The 15,295-nt window shown below is 63.3% G+C and carries 15 protein-coding genes; 11 read left to right on the plus strand and 4 right to left on the minus strand.

Annotated elements, in window-relative coordinates:
• Positions 1–23 precede the first annotated feature (23 nt).
• The 4 genes from DLM86_RS03775 to DLM86_RS03790 all read left to right on the plus strand — a co-directional run bounded on the left by DLM86_RS03775 (position 24) and on the right by DLM86_RS03790 (position 4,917).
• A complete protein-coding gene (locus DLM86_RS03775) occupies positions 24–2,738 on the plus strand; it encodes a winged helix-turn-helix domain-containing protein (protein WP_110838652.1) in 2,715 nt (904 codons plus the stop codon).
• A 63-nt stretch (positions 2,739–2,801) separates the two neighbouring features.
• Complete coding sequence (locus tag DLM86_RS03780) at positions 2,802–3,728, plus strand: NAD(P)-dependent alcohol dehydrogenase (RefSeq protein WP_110838653.1); 927 nt, start codon at positions 2,802–2,804, stop codon at positions 3,726–3,728.
• Between the two features lie 117 nt (positions 3,729–3,845).
• A complete protein-coding gene (locus DLM86_RS03785; protein ID WP_245954341.1) occupies positions 3,846–4,307 on the plus strand; it encodes a VOC family protein in 462 nt (153 codons plus the stop codon).
• Positions 4,294–4,917, plus strand: coding sequence for a TetR/AcrR family transcriptional regulator (locus DLM86_RS03790; RefSeq protein WP_110838654.1), 624 nt, complete (start codon positions 4,294–4,296; stop codon positions 4,915–4,917). The genes DLM86_RS03785 and DLM86_RS03790 overlap by 14 nt, the downstream gene beginning before the upstream one ends.
• Before the next feature lie 48 nt (positions 4,918–4,965).
• Here DLM86_RS03790 and DLM86_RS03795 read toward each other — a convergent pair whose 3' ends face one another.
• The gene (locus tag DLM86_RS03795; RefSeq protein WP_245954342.1) at positions 4,966–6,036 is read right to left on the minus strand and encodes a serine hydrolase domain-containing protein; all 1,071 of its coding nucleotides are present in this window, start codon (positions 6,034–6,036) and stop codon (positions 4,966–4,968) included.
• A gap of 276 nt (positions 6,037–6,312) precedes the next feature.
• Between DLM86_RS03795 and DLM86_RS03800 the strand changes: the two genes are divergently transcribed.
• On the plus strand, positions 6,313–7,083 hold the full coding sequence (locus DLM86_RS03800; RefSeq protein ID WP_110838656.1) for an ArsR/SmtB family transcription factor: 771 nt from the start codon (positions 6,313–6,315) through the stop codon (positions 7,081–7,083).
• Between the two features lie 49 nt (positions 7,084–7,132).
• On the opposite strand, the gene DLM86_RS03805 is transcribed toward DLM86_RS03800, so the two are convergent.
• Positions 7,133–7,750, minus strand: a complete 618-nt coding sequence (locus tag DLM86_RS03805) for a TetR/AcrR family transcriptional regulator (protein WP_110838657.1) — start codon at positions 7,748–7,750, stop codon at positions 7,133–7,135.
• Positions 7,751–7,935: 185 nt separating this feature from the next.
• On the opposite strand from DLM86_RS03805, the gene DLM86_RS03810 reads away from it, so the two are divergent.
• From DLM86_RS03810 to DLM86_RS03820, 3 genes are all read left to right on the plus strand, one after another.
• Entirely contained in the window at positions 7,936–8,514 is a 579-nt protein-coding gene (locus DLM86_RS03810) for an NADPH-dependent FMN reductase (protein WP_110838658.1), read from the plus strand.
• 213 nt (positions 8,515–8,727) lie between these two features.
• On the plus strand, positions 8,728–9,270 hold the full coding sequence (locus DLM86_RS03815; protein ID WP_110838659.1) for a PadR family transcriptional regulator: 543 nt from the start codon (positions 8,728–8,730) through the stop codon (positions 9,268–9,270).
• 1 nt (position 9,271) lies between these two features.
• The gene (locus DLM86_RS03820) at positions 9,272–10,432 is read left to right on the plus strand and encodes an MFS transporter (RefSeq protein WP_110838660.1); all 1,161 of its coding nucleotides are present in this window, start codon (positions 9,272–9,274) and stop codon (positions 10,430–10,432) included.
• Between the two features lie 117 nt (positions 10,433–10,549).
• On the opposite strand, the gene DLM86_RS03825 is transcribed toward DLM86_RS03820, so the two are convergent.
• Positions 10,550–11,131, minus strand: coding sequence for a TetR/AcrR family transcriptional regulator (locus DLM86_RS03825; RefSeq protein WP_110838661.1), 582 nt, complete (start codon positions 11,129–11,131; stop codon positions 10,550–10,552).
• Positions 11,132–11,276: 145 nt separating this feature from the next.
• Between DLM86_RS03825 and DLM86_RS03830 the strand changes: the two genes are divergently transcribed.
• Entirely contained in the window at positions 11,277–12,470 is a 1,194-nt protein-coding gene (locus DLM86_RS03830) for an MFS transporter (RefSeq protein ID WP_110838662.1), read from the plus strand.
• A 99-nt stretch (positions 12,471–12,569) separates the two neighbouring features.
• On the opposite strand, the gene DLM86_RS03835 is transcribed toward DLM86_RS03830, so the two are convergent.
• Positions 12,570–13,424, minus strand: coding sequence for an AraC family transcriptional regulator (locus tag DLM86_RS03835; RefSeq protein WP_211326478.1), 855 nt, complete (start codon positions 13,422–13,424; stop codon positions 12,570–12,572).
• A 192-nt stretch (positions 13,425–13,616) separates the two neighbouring features.
• Between DLM86_RS03835 and DLM86_RS03840 the strand changes: the two genes are divergently transcribed.
• Both DLM86_RS03840 and DLM86_RS03845 read left to right on the plus strand, forming a co-directional pair.
• The gene (locus DLM86_RS03840; RefSeq protein WP_110838664.1) at positions 13,617–14,069 is read left to right on the plus strand and encodes a MarR family winged helix-turn-helix transcriptional regulator; all 453 of its coding nucleotides are present in this window, start codon (positions 13,617–13,619) and stop codon (positions 14,067–14,069) included.
• A gap of 21 nt (positions 14,070–14,090) precedes the next feature.
• Positions 14,091–15,287 (plus strand): MFS transporter, encoded by a 1,197-nt coding sequence (locus DLM86_RS03845; RefSeq protein WP_110839165.1) that lies wholly within the window; start codon positions 14,091–14,093, stop codon positions 15,285–15,287.
• The last annotated feature ends 8 nt before the right edge of the window (positions 15,288–15,295 follow it).

The raw sequence follows: 15,295 nt of genomic DNA on the forward strand, positions 1-15,295 counted from the left end.
ACGGCGTTGAACGGGGGGTTATCATGTCCGTACCGGTCGTATCCACCAAGCTGCATATCCCGATTCTCCGGCCTCGGACCGTCTTCCGTCCCCGCCTGATCGAACGTTTGAACGCAGGCATGAACCGCAAGCTGACGCTGCTCTCCGCCTCCGCCGGCTCCGGCAAAACGACGCTCCTCGGCGAATGGCTCGCCGGCGGTCCGCTGCCGGCCGCCTGGCTGTCGCTGGACGAGACCGATAACGATCCCGTCCGGTTCTGGACGAGCTTGATCGCCGCCCTGCGGACGATTGCGCCGAATATCGGGGAAGGCGCGCTCGGCTTGCTTCGCTCCCCTCAGCCGCCTTCGTCCGAGTCGATCGCGGCGATGCTTCTCCATGAGATCGACACCGCCGTACCGAGCCGCTTCGCGCTTGTCCTCGACGATTACCACGAGATCGGCGCCGGATCGATCGACGGCGCCGTCGCCCTGCTCATCGAGCGGATGCCGCCGCGGATGCACCTGGTCGTCTCCACGCGCGAAGATCCGCGCCTGCCCTTGGCCCGGCTGCGCGTCAGGGATCAGCTGACCGAGCTGCGCGCCGCGGACCTGCGGTTCACGCTGCCCGAAGCGGACGACTTTCTCGGCCGGGTGATGGGGCTCGACCTTGGCGCGGACAGCGTCGCTCTGCTCGAATCCCGCACGGAAGGCTGGATCGCCGGGCTGCAGCTGGCCGCGCTGTCCTTGCAGGGACGAACCGACCCCGCCGGCTTCATCCGGTCGTTTTCCGGGAGCCATCCGTTCGTGCTCGACTATTTGACCGAGGAGGTGCTGCGCCGGCAGCCCGCTTCCGTTCAATCGTTCCTGCTGCGCACGTCCGTCCTCGACCGGCTGTGCGGCCCGCTGTGCGACGCGGTCGTCGGCAGCGGCGGAGAAGGGGAGAGGTCCGCATCCGCGCCGTCCGGCCAAGACCTGCTGGAGGCGCTCGAACGCGCCAACCTGTTCCTCGTCCCGCTCGACAGCGAGCGGCGCTGGTACCGCTATCACCATCTGTTCGGCGATTTGCTGCGGAAACGGCTGCTTCGGAGCCCCGCTTCGGCCGTCGGGGACGCGGAAGGGGGGACGGCGGTCCTCCATGTGCGCGCCAGCGTCTGGTACGAAGAGAACGGTCACGAGCTGGAAGCGTTCCGGCATGCCGCCGCCGCCGGCGATACCCGGCGCGCCGCCCGGCTGCTCGAGGGGAACGGGATGCCGCTTCTTTTCCGCGGAGCGGTCGCTCCCGTACGGGGCTGGCTCGATTCGCTGCCTCGCGAGATGATGGACGCGGCGCCGGCGCTCTGGGTGACGTACGCCTCCGCGCTGCTCATGGCAGGCGAGCTGACCGGCGTCGAACCGAAGCTGCAGGCGGCGGAGCGGGCGCTGGAAGGCGTCGGGCGGGACGAGGCCGTGCGGGACTTGATCGGGCATATCGCCTCGATCCGCGCCGCGCTGGCCGTAAGCAGACACGACGCGGACGCCGTCATGGCCGAATCGCGCCGCGCCCTGGAGCATGTGCACCCGGACAATTTGCCCGTCCGCACGGCCACGGCGTGGGCGCTCGGATACGCCCTGCAGCTTCGGGGCGATCGGGCCGCAGCCGGCAGGGCGTACGCCGAGGCGCTGGCGATCAGCGAGAAGATCGGGCATGCGATGATCGCCCTCATGGCGGCGCTCGGCCTCGGGCACGTGCAGGAGGCGGAGAACCGGCTCCCGATGGCGGCGGAGACGTACCGGCGCGTGCTCGACATGGCCGGCGATGCGCCGCCGCCGGCCGCCTGCGAAGCGCAGCTGGGGTTGGCCCGCCTATCGTACGAATGGAACGATCTCGACGCCGCCCTGCGGCACGCCGAGCTCGGCGTCGGGCTGGCGAACCGGTTCGACCAATCGGACCGCGTCGCGGCGGGCGAGCTGATGATCGCCCGAGTGAAGCTGGCGCAGGGGGAGACGGACGAAGCGGCCGCTTTGCTGGAGAAGGTCGACCACGACGCCCGCCGGCTGCCGTTCGCGAATGTGCAGCGCCCGATCGCCGCCGTCCGGTCGCTTGCGCTGCTCCGCCAAGGCAGCCCGGAGGGGGCCGCCCGTCTGGCGCGGGAGCACGATCTTCCCGTCAGCCTGGCCCGGGTGCGCCTCGCCCAAGGCGACCCTTCCGCGGCGCTGGCGGCGTTGGCCCCGCTGATCGAGCGGGCGGAAGCGAGCGGATGGGAGGACGAGCGGCTGAGGGCGACGGTCGTGCAGGCGGTCGCCCTGTACGCGCACGGCGAGCCGGACGAAGCGTTCAAGGCGCTAGCCGAGGCGCTGGCGGCAGCCAGGCCCGGCGGCTTCGTCCGGACGTTCGTCGACGAAGGCGCGCCGATGTACCGGCTGCTGCGCGAAGCGTCGGCACGCGGAACGATGCCGGATTACGCGGGCAAGCTGCTGGCCGCGTTCGGGGCGGAGTTTCCGGCTGCGGAGGCCGAAGACGAAGCGGCCCGCCGTTCTTCGGCCCGGCCGGAGCGGCCGCTCGTCGAGCCGCTGAGCGAGCGCGAGCTGGAGGTGCTGCGGCTCGTCGCCCAAGGGCTGTCGAACCGCGAAATCGGCGAGAAGCTGTTCATCGCGCTGAGTACGGTCAAGGGGCACAACCGGATCATTTTCGACAAGCTGCAGGTGAAGCGTCGCACCGAAGCGGTCGCGCTGGCGCGCTCGATGGGCTTGCTGCGGGATTCGCCCGAAACGATACTTTAGTAGCTGTAGTCCGCACCCGGTTCCCTGTATACTGAGAGCAAACTTGAGGCATGGGGGAAACCGATGAAAGCGATGGTCTGCACGACTTACGGACCGCCGGACGTGCTCCAACTCCAAGAGGTGGAGACGTGCAAGCCGAAGGACCGTGAAATCAGGGTCAAAATCGTCGCGACGACCGTAACGGCGGGGGACATCCGCGTGCGCAGCTTCAACAGTCCGTTACTGTTCTGGCTTCCGATGCGGCTGGTTCTCGGCATCCGGAAGCCGCGAAAGCCGATACTCGGCGTGGAGATGGCCGGCGTTGTCGACGAAACGGGCAAATCGGTGACGCGATTCAAGAAAGGCGACCCGGTTTTCGCCTTGACCGGCATGCGATTCGGCGGTTACGCCGAGTACGTCTGTCTGCCCGAGGATGGGCTGATCGGGCTCAAGCCGGACAATGCGACCTATGAGGAAGCCGCCTCCATCTTGTTCGGGGCGACGACGGCGCTTTATTTCTTGAGAAAAGGCGGCATCCGGAGCGGACACAAAGTCGCGATTTACGGAGCTTCCGGATCGGTCGGGACGGCGGCGGTCCAGCTCGCCCGTTACTTCGGGGCGGACGTGACGGCGATATGCAGTGCCGCGAACGCCGAATGGGTGAAGGCGCTGGGAGCCGATCGGGCCGTCGATTATGCGAAGGAGGATTTTACGACAAGCGGGGAGCGGTACGACATCGTGTTCGACGCCGTCGGGAAGAGCTCCAAATCCGTTTGCCGGAAGGCGCTCGCTCCGAACGGGACGTTTGTGACGGTCGACGGGCAAGGGATTGCGAAGGTCGTGCCGGAGCATATCGCGTTCATCAAGGAGCTGATGGAGGCGGGGCGGCTCCGGTCGGTCATCGACAGACGGTATCCGCTGGAGCGGGTTCCGGAGGCGCACGGGTACGTGGAACAAGGGCATAAGAAGGGAAACGTGGTCATTACGGTGACGGCCGCTCCCGAGGCTTGACGAAGCCGCGTCCTCCGATCGGAGGGCGCTTTTTTTATGGCGGGTTGAACGGGGCATTTACATACATACAGCATGTATGTTAAAGTGGTGACAGCATCCCGAAAGGAGCTTTCCCCCATGAGAACGAACAGTTTCTATCCCGTCCTTCTGACGGACCGAGTCGCCGACACCTCCGCGTTTTACGTCGAGCATTTCGGATTCGAGAAAGTATTCGAGGCAAGCTGGTACGTCAGCCTGAAAATGTCCGGTCCGGACACGCCGTACGAGCTGGCCGTTCTCGACGCCGGCCATCCGACGATTCCCGAAGCGTTTCGGACCCGGGTGCAAGGACTGATCCTCAACTTCGAAGTCGACGACGTCGACGCGGAGTACGAGCGGCTCATCCGCCGAGGGAGGCTGCCGCTGGAGCTGGACATTCGGGACGAAGAGTTCGGCCAGCGCCATTTCATCACGTCCGATCCGAACGGCGTATTGATCGATGTCATCAAGGTCATTCCGCCGACGGAGCAGTACGGCGGCCACTATATCGCGTCGGGCGAAGACGGCGGGGAGACCGGAGAGCAGGATGAGAAGAAATAAAGCGGAGACGGACGAAACGATTCGCCGGCTGATTCGCATCGCGAGGGAGCATTTTACCGAGCATGGGTATACGAATACGGCGCTGGAGTCGGTCGTCCAAGAGGCGAACATGACGCGCGGAGCGGTCTATCATCATTTCCGCAGCAAGAAGGAGCTGTTCCGGGCCGTGCTCGAAGCGGTTCAGCAGGAAGCCGCCGAACGGGTGGAACGGGACGCTTCGCGGAGCGAAGACGTCTGGCAGCAGCTTTACCTCGGCTGCCGCGCTTTCGTGCTGGCCGCGGTGGAGCCCCGCAGCAAGCGGATTATGCTGATCGACGGCCCGGCGGTGTTGGGCTGGGACGTCTGGCGGGCGATCGATGCGAACCATTCGATGCGCCTGCTGCGGGGACAGCTGGAAACGATGCGGGAGCAAGGATGCTTCGGCGACGTTCCGATCGACGCGCTGACGCATTTTATATCGGGAGCGCTGAACGAGACGTCGCTTTGGCTCGCCCACGAGTCGGTCCGCCCGGAAGCGCTGGAGGACACGATGAAGGTGATCGCCTTATTCCTGGAAGGCTTCCGGCGGCGGCCTGGACAGGCGTCGGAACGGAACGGACCGTCCGATTGAACGATCCGTCCGGGCCCGGCCGACGGCCGGAGACGGCGGCGACAGCCTTTACCGGGCGGCCTCTTGAAACAGCTTCTTGGACAGGAGGGAAGCGAGACGATCGACGGACATCGTCGGCAGGCCGATCATGGGGGCGATCTGGCTCCATGCGGAGGAGCCGTAGTTCGATAAGACGACGAATCCGGATTGCTTCTCCCGGTTGAACGCCACAAAGGAACTCGAGCCGTACGTTCCTCCGTTATGCCAGTGCGTCACCGTACCGTCCTTCTCCTTGTACCTCATCCAAGCGAAACCGATGCCGATTCCCCGGCCCGGCATGATGGCGTAATGCTCCCGCAAGCATTGCTCGATCGCCGGGCCGAGCGCATGTTCCGAATAATTCAGCATCGCGTCCGCATACCGCATCATGTCGGCCATCGTCGACCGGACCGCCCCGGCGCCTCCCGTCGCGTCGTGAAAATCCCAATGCGGTACGGGCTTTCCTTGCGCATGGAACACGGGGAGAAGAAGAGTGCCGGACGTTCGAGGGCTCGCCCCCGTTCCGGTATGCGTCATGCCGAGAGGAACGAATACGCGCTCGGCCAGCGCCTCGTCCAAGCTTTTGCCGAGCCGCCGGGCAAGCAGCCACCCGAGCAGGCCGAAGCCGTAGTTGGAATACCGGTGCTTGCGATTCCCTGCCGCTTTCTCCGATAACACCGCTTCGACGAGCCGGTTTTCCCCGTAATTCGCGTAAGGATTCAACCGATCGGTGACGGCCGCCTTCATATTGCCCGGCACGGCCGGCAGCCCGGACGTATGCGTCGCGAGATCCAGCAGCGTCGTTCCGGCGGCGAACGGATTCCCCTGCCATTCCGGCACGAGAGCCGACAGCCGGTCGGAACGGCTCCATAATCCGTCCCGCTCCCCCGATGCGAGCAGCAGCCCGGTCATCGTCTTCGTAATCGAGCCGATCTCGTAAACCGGTTCCGCCGCACCGCATCCTTCGCCGGAAGTCCCGTTCGTCCATACCGTCCGCTCCGGCCGGCGGATCAGACCGACGGTCAACCGGTGCATCGGGCGATTCGCCCACCGGCGGATCGATTGCCGCGACATCAGCTCGGCCATGACGTTATCCAACACGAACCGCACCTCGCTTTGCGCTAGTTTTCTTTCGGATGATATCGATATGATATCACTTATGGACGAAATTTACAATTCGGTCGCCGAAAAACAAGCCGTACGTAGGAGGCCGTACATTACGGAAAGACGCGTCCCCGGACGGCGGCCTTTCTCCGTTTAGCGGCGAGGGGCCGCCCGGCGCGTCCATGACGTTACCGAAAGGGCACTTTTCTTATAGGTTACTTCGTGGTAACCTATCAGTAGCGCTTACTTTGCATCGTCACGGAGGCATGTCCGATGGATAACGAAAACGACGTATTTAAAGCGTTGGCCGATCCGAGCCGCCGCACGCTGCTCGATTTGCTGCACGCCTCGGACGGTCGGACGCTTACCGAGCTGTGCGCCTATTTGCAAATGTCCCGCTTCGGCGTCATGAAGCATCTTCACGTGCTGGAGGAGGCGGGGCTGATTACGACGCGGAAGGTCGGCAGGGAGAAGCTGCATTACCTCAACCCGGTATCGATCCGGCAAATTTACGAACGGTGGGTAAGCAAATTCGCCGAGCCGTGGGTATCGGGATTGACAATGCTGAAAGCGGAATTGGAGAGCGGACAGGCCACGGAGCGGAAGCCGTATCACGTGAACCGGATCGCGATCAAATCGACGCCCGAGATGGTCTGGAACGCCTTGACCGATCCGGCGATGACTTCGAAGTATTGGTACAACGGCTCGATCCGGGCGGAATGGAAAGCCGGCTGTCCGTACGAGATACGGAACCCCCAAGGGGAGCCACAGGCGATCGGGGAGCTTCTCGTCGTGGAGCCGCCGCGCAAGCTGGTCATGACGTGGCGGCTGCTCTCGCTGGCCGACACCGCCGGGGAGAAGCCTTCCCGGCTGACGTGGGATATCGAGCCGCATGCCGAGCTTCCCGGCGTGACGCTGGTGACCGTCGTCCACGACGATTTCGAGGAGTCGCCGCATACGTCCCGCGTGCTCGAAGCGGGGCTGCCGGTCGTATTGTCCGGCATGAAGACGTTGATCGAGACGGGATCGACGTTATCGGACTGACATGAAGCCTATGAAAGAACGCCGGCCGCCAAGGCCGGCGTTTCGTCCGTCACCTCTCGAGAATGCCGGCCGCGTTCAAGGGGCCGTGCTTCACGAGCTGGTCCAGCATCGTCGCCATATAAGCCGGACTGTACGTCATCCCGTTCTCCAGCCACCATTCGATCATGCCGAAATGCGCCGACGCCACATAGCCGCACAACAGATCGGCGGGGACGTTCAAGCTTCGCTCGTCCTCGTCCGGGCGGAACGATCCCAATCTTCCGTAAAACGCCTCCCGAATAGCCCCTCTCATTTGCTTGGCGAAGCAGGGAACGCCCTGTCGCCCCAGCATGACTCTATAAAAGGCCGCATTGTCGGCGATATGCTCGAAGTGGCTGGCGACGGACGAGCTTCCGAGCAGCCGGCACGCCCCGTCCGGATTTCTTCCGCCCGCTTTCAGCGCTTCGGACAGCTCCTGCAGCATCTCGTCGCTGCTCTGATTCAACAGGTCGAACTTATCCTTGTAGTGGAAGTAAAAGGTAGAGCGGTTAATATCGGCGCGTTCCGCGATTTCCTGAACGGTGATCGAGTCGAAGCCATTCTCGTCGATCAACTCGATGAGCGCGTCTCGGATCGCCTGCCGGGTTCGCTTGATGCGCCGGTCCGTAGCCGCTTTTGCATCCGACATTTTGGATCCCTCCTGTAGAACATTTCCGTTTTCTCCGACAAACCGTCGCGCCTATGACGGAAATCCGACGGTTCGCCCGGCATTGTCGGTTGGCAAAAGTGTATCACCATATTATTCTATCAACAAGCCGTTGAAATTCCGACAGTCTGTTTGAAAACGGCGGAACACGAAGGAGGAGAACGACGATGATCAAAATCGCCATCATTCTAGGTAGCACCCGTCCGGGCCGCAAAGGGGAGGTCATCTCCCGCTGGGTTCACGATATCGCGAAACGGCGCGGCGACGCCGAGTACGAGCTGGTCGATATCGCCGATTACGACTTGCCGCTGTTCGACGAGCCGATGTCCCCGCTCATGGGCCAGTACACAAAGCCGCATACGATCGCTTGGTCCGAGAAAATCGATTCGTTCGACGGCTACGTCTTCGTCGCCGCGGAGTACAACCATTCGATGTCGGGCGCGCTGAAAAACGCGATCGACTTTTTATACCGGGAATGGAACAACAAGGCGGCCGGTTTCGTCAGCTACGGCGGAGGGTACGGCGGCATCCGGGCCGTGGAACAGCTTCGCCTCGTCCTGTCCGAGGTCAAAATCGCGCACGTTCGCCCGCAGGTCGGCATATCGCTCCATACCGACTTCGAGAACTACAGCGAATTCAAGCCGGGCCCGCATCAGGAGCCGGCGCTGCACGCGATGCTGGACGACGTCGTCGCCTGGAGCGGCGCCATGAAGACGTTGAGAAGCGGGACGGAAGTTGCCGATTGACCGGTTTGCATCGATCGAAGATAGCAGAACGGCGGAACGAGAAGCCGCGGCGAAAAAGAAGAAAAAAGGATGACGGCGCCTATCAGCCCCGCTCGGTCGAGCGGGGTTTTTTGCGGTTTCAGGCGAATCGGAGCGTTGACATATATGTCGACACGACATATAATGCATATATCGAATAGACATATCGTTTAGACCTATTAACGGAGGTTCGAGATGTACGAGCTGTTTGTGCTGGGCGAATTGATGACGGGCGACAAGCATGGCTACATGCTCCAGGACATTTTGAAAAACGCGGCCGGACCGACTCGGCAAATCAGCTCGGGAACGCTGTATCCGCTTCTATCCCGGCTTGTCGACGGCGGTTTGATCCATCTCCGCCACGAGGAGGAGTCCGAGGGGGGCCGGACGCGCAAAGTGTACGGGGTGACGGAAGCCGGACGCGCCCGTTTCCGCGAGCTGATGGAGGAGCCGCTCCCCTACGACGGCGAGACGGAGCGGCTGTTCGGCTTCAAGATGGTCTATTTCCAATACGTGGGGAAGGACGTTCGTCTGTCGTGTCTGAGGCAGTACGCAAGCTATCTCGAGAAAAATCGGAAATACGTGGTCGATTTCGAAGCGAAGCTGCTCGCGCATAAGCCCGAGCCGGAGAAGCAGCGCGTCCAGCTGCTGCGGGTTTTCGACCGCCGCAAGACGGTCTGGGCGGCCGAGATCGAGTGGGTGAAGCGGGAAATCGAGCGCGTCGAGAAGGAGGAATAGCATGGAGAAATTGTGGACGAAACCGTTCGTCCTGTTGACCGTGTCGATGCTGTTTCTGTTTACGTCGTTATATTTGCTGCTTCCGACGATGCCGCTGCTCGTCACCCAATTGGGCGGCACCGAATCGCAGGTCGGCCTCGCGGCGGGAGTGTTTACGCTGGCGGCGGTCGTCTTCCGCCCGATCGTCGGCGGTTTGCTCGACCGGTACGGGAGGCAGGCTTTTATCGTGTGGGGACTGCTTTTATTCGGTTTGTCGATGATTGCCTACGACTGGATTGCCGGCATCGCGGCGCTGATGGCGCTGCGCGTGCTGCACGGGGCGAGCTGGGCGTTCTCCACGACCGCCGTCGGCACGTCGATTACGGACGTCATTCCGACCGGCCGGCGCGGAGAAGGGATGGGCTGGTACGGCTTGGCGATGACGATGGCGATGGCCGTCGGCCCGATGCTCGGCATCTGGGTCGTCCGCAACGAATCGTTCGGCGGTTTGTTCCTGCTCGCGGCCGGGCTCTGCGCGGTGTCGCTGCTGCTGGCGTCCGTCGCCAAGGCGCCGTATCGGCCGAAGCCGTCGTCGGGCCGGATCGCGCTGTTCGAAAAGTCGACGCTGCCCGCGGCGTCCGCCATCTTTTTCCTGGCCTTCGTCTATGGGGGGATTACGACGTTCGTGCCGCTGTTCGCCGAATCGATCGACGTCAACCCCGGCACGTTCTTTTTGGCGTACGCCGTTACGCTGACGGCGGCGCGGCCGTTGGCCGGCAAGCTGTCGGACCGGTACGGCGCGGCGTTCGTCGTCGTGCCGGCGCTGGCGGTCACGATCGGCAGCTTGATCGTGTTAAGCTTAGCGGACGGACTGGCGGGCGTCGTCGTCTCGGCGGTTTTGTACGGTCTCGGGTTCGGCTCGGCACAGCCGGCGCTGCAGGCGATCAACCTGGGACTGGCCGATCCGGACCGCAGAGGGGTGGCGACCGCTTCGTACATGACCGCCTTCGATCTCGGCATCGGGCTCGGATCGATCGCGCTCGGCTGGGTGTCCCAATATACGGGGTACCCGACCGTATTTCAAGTCGGCGCCGGGTCCGTCGTCGTCTCGCTGTCGATCTTTCTCGTCCTCGCGAGACGGATGGCGGCGAAGCATCGGGAGCGGGCGAATGCCGCTTCGTAACGATCGGGCGACGGGACCGCCCGGTTATGCGCACGCGAAACGGTTATGTATCCAAAGAAACGGGCATCCGACGGATGGCCGTTTTTTGGGGTTTCGCGCGCCGCCACGCCTTCCGCTTCACGCGAGAAGCCCCAGAACGACTCGTACGGAGCGGTCGACGAACGTACGGTCGGGGCGGGACTTCATCAGGACGGTCAGCCCGATCAGCGAGACGACGAGCGTCTCGGCGACCGATTGCGCGTCCGTATCGCTCCGGAGCTCGCCCGACCGGACGCCGCGCTCGATCGTTTCCCGGAACAGGGCGGTCAAATACATTTGATGCTCTCTCGTGAGCACCTCGAATGCGGGGTCATGGGGCGCCAGCTCCACCATCGTATTGATGCAAAAGCACCCCCGCTCGGTTCCGCCGTCGTCCCTTGGCGCGGCGACGCTCTCGAACAGGAGGCGGAACGCCTGCTTGACCGAGTCGCGGCTTTGCAGCAAAGCCCGGACGCGGGCCGCGTGATGTTGCGTATAGCGGCGAAGCGCGGCTTCGAACAGCCGCTTTTTGTCGCCGAACGCCGAGTAGAGACTCGGCTTTTGGATGCCCATCCGGGTCGTCAAATCGGTTAAGGAGGTCGCCTCGTAGCCTTTCTCCCAAAACAGACGCATCGCCGCATCCAACGCTTCGTTCTCGTCGAATTCGCGGAGCCGAACCATCGCAACCCCTCCTTTTTTGTAACGATCGGTACATTAAATTCTAAATTTTTGACCTTGTTTTGTCAAACTGATTGACAAATGTGCCGATTAAGCGATACATTTTTGGGGAATAAAACGTACCGATCGGTATGAAAAGGAGTGTCTCATGATTCCGACGAATGAAAAAAACGCCGCCGACGCGCGCCCGCTTTCGAGGCTCGCCACGTTTTGGTTTGCCGTGGGGGCCGGCCTGTCCGTCGCCAACGTCTATTTCGCGCAGCCGCTCCTCGACGCGATCGCGAACGAGCTCGGCATCGGGCGCGCCTCCGTCGGCATCGTCGTGACGGTGACGCAGATCGGGTATGCGGCGGGGCTGCTGCTGCTCGTCCCGCTCGGCGATTTGACGAACCGGCGACGGCTCGCGACCGGCATGATGCTGCTGTCCGCAGTCGGCTTGCTCGCGGCTGGCGCCGCCCCGAACGCCGCCGTGCTGCTGGCGGGGATGGCCGCCGTCGGCCTGCTGGCGGTCGTCGTGCAGGTGCTCGTCGCCTATGCGGCCGACTTGGCGGGCCCCGCCGACCGCGGGCGCACGGTCGGACTGGTGACCGGCGGCGTGGTCACCGGCATATTGCTGGCGCGCGCCGCCGCCGGGCTGCTGTCCGATCTCGCCGGCTGGCGGGCCGTCTACTACGCGTCCTCGATGCTGACGGCTGTCACGGCATGCGTGCTGTACCGGACGATGCCGGCCCGCGACCGGGCGAAGCCTCGCCGCTCTTACCCGGCGCTGCTCCGCTCGGTGCTCGTCCTGTTCGCCGAGGAGCCGGTGCTGCGCGTTCGCGCCGTCCTTTGCCTGCTTATTTTCGCCGCGTTCAGCATCTTGTGGACGTCGCTCGTCCTGCCGCTCAGCGCACCGCCTCATTCGCTGTCGGAAACCGCGATCGGAGCGTTCGGCCTCGCGGGAGCCGCAGGGGCGTTGGCCGCGGCGCGAGCGGGAAGGCTCGCCGACCGCGGATACGCGAGGCATACGACGGGCGCGGCGCTCGCCCTGCTGCTCGCAGCGTGGCTGCCGATCGGCATGGCCGACCGTTCGCTGTGGGCGCTGGCGGCCGGGATCGTCGTGCTCGACTTGGCGGTGCAGGCGGTGCACGTCACGAACCAAAGCGTCATCCTGGACGTGCGACCCGACGCGCGCAGCCGCATGACCGCCGGCTACATGATCTTTTACTCGATCGGCAGCGCGGCCGGCTCGATCGCTTCGACCGCCGTCTTCGCCCGCGCCGGATGGAGCGGCGTCTGCCTGCTGGGCGCCTCCGTCAGCGCGGCGGCTCTGCTGTTCTGGTGGGTGAACCGGCGCCGGTAAAGCATCGCGATCGCAAGTCGGCATAAACGAAATCCCGCACCGCTCCTGTGAGCGATGCGGGACGTTTGCCGCCGGCCGTTCGCCGCTAACGGCAACGGTTCATTTTTTTACGACCGGCACCCATACCTCGCACCGGTAATCGTCCGAACCGACGTCGCCTTCCGGGTATACTTCCAAATCGGGCTTCCCGGAATGCTCGTAGCCGGTGGAGGGGAACCATTCCTGGAAAATGCGCCGCCACACCTCCTGGATGGCGCCCGGCATCGGACCGACCGACGTGAAGACGGCCCATGTGGCCGCGGGGATTTCCCGTTCGGCGAATTCGCCGGCGTCCGCATCCGGACGCGGCTCGGCGCCGATCATATACGTGAACCGGTCCTGCTTCATATCGAGGCAGATGCCCAGCACGTTTCCGTCCCGGCTCAGCGAGCCGAGCTTGGCCGACGTGCCGTCCGAATTGCACTGTCTCCACAGCTCGGGGATTCGCTTGTTATGCTCGCCTTCCTGCGTTTCGACGACGACCGTCATGCCGACTACCCGGAAAGCTTCTTTTTCCACGATACGGTAATCCATTTCTTTGTCTCCTCTCAGCGATAAGTGGAAGGAGATGCGGGGATACGCCTTCAAGGGGACGCTTTTGTCGCGCGCCTCCGACGGGGAGACGCCGTGTAGCTTCCGGAACGCCTTGGCGAACGATTCGGGCGAGTCGTAGCCGTATTTCAGCGCGACATCGACGACCTTGGCCGACGACATGGACAGTTCCTGGGCGGCCAGCGTCAGCCGGCGCTTGCGCATATACTCGGCGACGGTCATGCCGGTCACCATGTAGAACATGCGCTGGAAATGAAACGGCGACGAGTATGCCGCCTTAGCGATTTCCTCGACCGGAAGCGGCCGGTCCATATGCCGCTCCATCAGATCGAGCGCGTCCATCATCCTGTTCAACCATTCCATCCGCACCGCCTCCTCTCCTCACTCATCCTAGCACCGGCCGGCGTCCGTTTCCTGTCCGTCCGTGCCTTTCGCGGACAGATCGTCTTCTTCCGCCATTATACCCCGTTATGGGCGAGCGGGCCATCCGCTTGACACGATTCGTTGCTTGGCATATAGTTGTTGTGACAACCAATTGCAGAAAGGAAGAGCGTCATGACCGAACGAGAATCGGGTCTGGAGCGTTCCGTCGGCTTCGTGATGGGCGTGACGTACCGTAAGCTGTCGATGCTTTTGCAGCAGCGGCTGAAGCCGTTCGACATTACCCCGGAGCAGTGGTCGGTGCTCGTTCATGTCGCCCGGTCCGACGGCTTGATCCAAAAAGAAATCGCCGAGCTCGCCGGCAAAGACAAGCCGACGACGACCCGCATCCTCGACCATTTGGAAGGAAAAGGTCTTATCGTCAAACAAACCGGGGAAGCCGACCGGCGCTCGTTCCTCGTCCATATTACGGACAAAGGGAAGGCGCTGATCGAACGGACGGCCCCGATCGAGCGGGGACTTTTGCAGGACGTCAAGCAATGCATGACGGACGAGGAATACGACCGGCTCCTCGATTTGCTTCGCCGAATCGAACGTCATGCGAACTTACTAAAGGATAGAGAGTAGGAGAACGCTTTGCGGCACGATATGAACCAACACGCTCCGCTATGGACGAAATCGTTCGTAGCGCTGACGGTCAGTTCGTTTCTATTGTTTTTGAATTTGCAAATGCTGCTGTCGTCGTTTCCGGCGTACGCCAAAAACGAGTTCCACGCGGGAGACGTGACGGCCAGCCTCATGACGAGCGTATTCGCGCTGTCGGCGATCGCGACCCGCTTCGCGACCGCCGTCCTCATGCGCCGATTGCGTCTCGGGACCCTCTTGTATATGGGAGTGGCGGTTTCGGCCGGTGCGACGGTGTTGTACAGCTTGGCCGGCTCGGTCGGCGCGCTGCTCGTCATGCGGATCGGCTACGGCGTCGGCTTCGGGATGGCGAGCACGATTATTCCGACGCTCGTCTCGCGGATCATTCCGCCCGCCCGGATGGGGGAAGGAATCGGCTACTTCGGGTTGTCGACGAGCCTCGCCATGTCCGTCGGGCCGATGATCGGCTTGAACGTGATGAACCGGTTCGGCTTCGGCGCGCTTTCGCTAGCGGGTACCGCCGCCGTGCTGCTGACGGTGCCGGTGCTGCTGCTCGCGCGCGCGATTCCGCCCGATGCGGGACCGGTGCGCCCGGCGGCGGACGGCTCCGGGGGGAAGCGGACGTTCCCTGCGGAGCTCGCGTTTCCCGCGCTGCTGAACGTTATTTTGGCGGTAACGTACAGCGGCTTGCTCAGCTTCATCGCGTTGTTCGGGCAATCGGTCCATTTGGAGCAGGTAGGCTTGTTTTTCCTGTTCAACGCCGTTACGATCGTGCTGATCCGCCCGATATCCGGACGGCTGTTCGACCGGAGGGGGCATGCGGCCGTTCTCGTGCCCGCGGCGCTCTGCGTCGTCGCCAGCATGACGGTGCTGTCTTACACGGCTTCGATGCCGATGCTGATCGCGTCCGCGCTGTTGTACGGACTCGGCTTCGGCGCCATTCAGCCGACCATCCAAGCCTGGATGATCCGGTCGTCGCCGCGGGAGCGGCACGGAATGGCGAACAGCATGTTTTACAACTCGACGGATCTCGGCGTCGCGGCGGGCAGCGTCCTGCTGGGCGCCATCTCGTCGGCGGCGGGCTACGCCGCGATGTACCGGTATTCCGCCGGGTTCATGGTCAGGTTCGTCGTCGTTTATGTCGTATTGCGAATCGTGTCGGCCAAGCGTACGGAGAAGACGGGCGTCAAGCCCGCATAAGCGGATGC

The sequence above is a fragment of the Paenibacillus flagellatus genome (assembly GCF_003217775.1).
Taxonomy (GTDB): domain Bacteria; phylum Bacillota; class Bacilli; order Paenibacillales; family NBRC-103111; genus Paenibacillus_AB; species Paenibacillus_AB flagellatus.

Bases quoted from the DNA above. Each gene is read 5' to 3' on its own strand.
- DLM86_RS03805 (WP_110838657.1), bottom strand. From the start codon at position 7,750: ATGTCGGATGCAAAAGCGGCTACGGACCGGCGCATCAAGCGAACCCGG.
- DLM86_RS03845 (WP_110839165.1), top strand. From the start codon at position 14,091: ATGAACCAACACGCTCCGCTATGGACGAAATCGTTCGTAGCGCTGACG.
- DLM86_RS03800 (WP_110838656.1), top strand. From the start codon at position 6,313: ATGGATAACGAAAACGACGTATTTAAAGCGTTGGCCGATCCGAGCCGC.
- DLM86_RS03785 (WP_245954341.1), top strand. From the start codon at position 3,846: ATGAGAACGAACAGTTTCTATCCCGTCCTTCTGACGGACCGAGTCGCC.
- DLM86_RS03835 (WP_211326478.1), bottom strand. From the start codon at position 13,424: ATGGAATGGTTGAACAGGATGATGGACGCGCTCGATCTGATGGAGCGG.
- DLM86_RS03840 (WP_110838664.1), top strand. From the start codon at position 13,617: ATGACCGAACGAGAATCGGGTCTGGAGCGTTCCGTCGGCTTCGTGATG.
- DLM86_RS03810 (WP_110838658.1), top strand. From the start codon at position 7,936: ATGATCAAAATCGCCATCATTCTAGGTAGCACCCGTCCGGGCCGCAAA.
- DLM86_RS03790 (WP_110838654.1), top strand. From the start codon at position 4,294: ATGAGAAGAAATAAAGCGGAGACGGACGAAACGATTCGCCGGCTGATT.
- DLM86_RS03820 (WP_110838660.1), top strand. From the start codon at position 9,272: ATGGAGAAATTGTGGACGAAACCGTTCGTCCTGTTGACCGTGTCGATG.
- DLM86_RS03815 (WP_110838659.1), top strand. From the start codon at position 8,728: ATGTACGAGCTGTTTGTGCTGGGCGAATTGATGACGGGCGACAAGCAT.
- DLM86_RS03780 (WP_110838653.1), top strand. From the start codon at position 2,802: ATGAAAGCGATGGTCTGCACGACTTACGGACCGCCGGACGTGCTCCAA.
- DLM86_RS03775 (WP_110838652.1), top strand. From the start codon at position 24: ATGTCCGTACCGGTCGTATCCACCAAGCTGCATATCCCGATTCTCCGG.
- DLM86_RS03825 (WP_110838661.1), bottom strand. From the start codon at position 11,131: ATGGTTCGGCTCCGCGAATTCGACGAGAACGAAGCGTTGGATGCGGCG.
- DLM86_RS03830 (WP_110838662.1), top strand. From the start codon at position 11,277: ATGATTCCGACGAATGAAAAAAACGCCGCCGACGCGCGCCCGCTTTCG.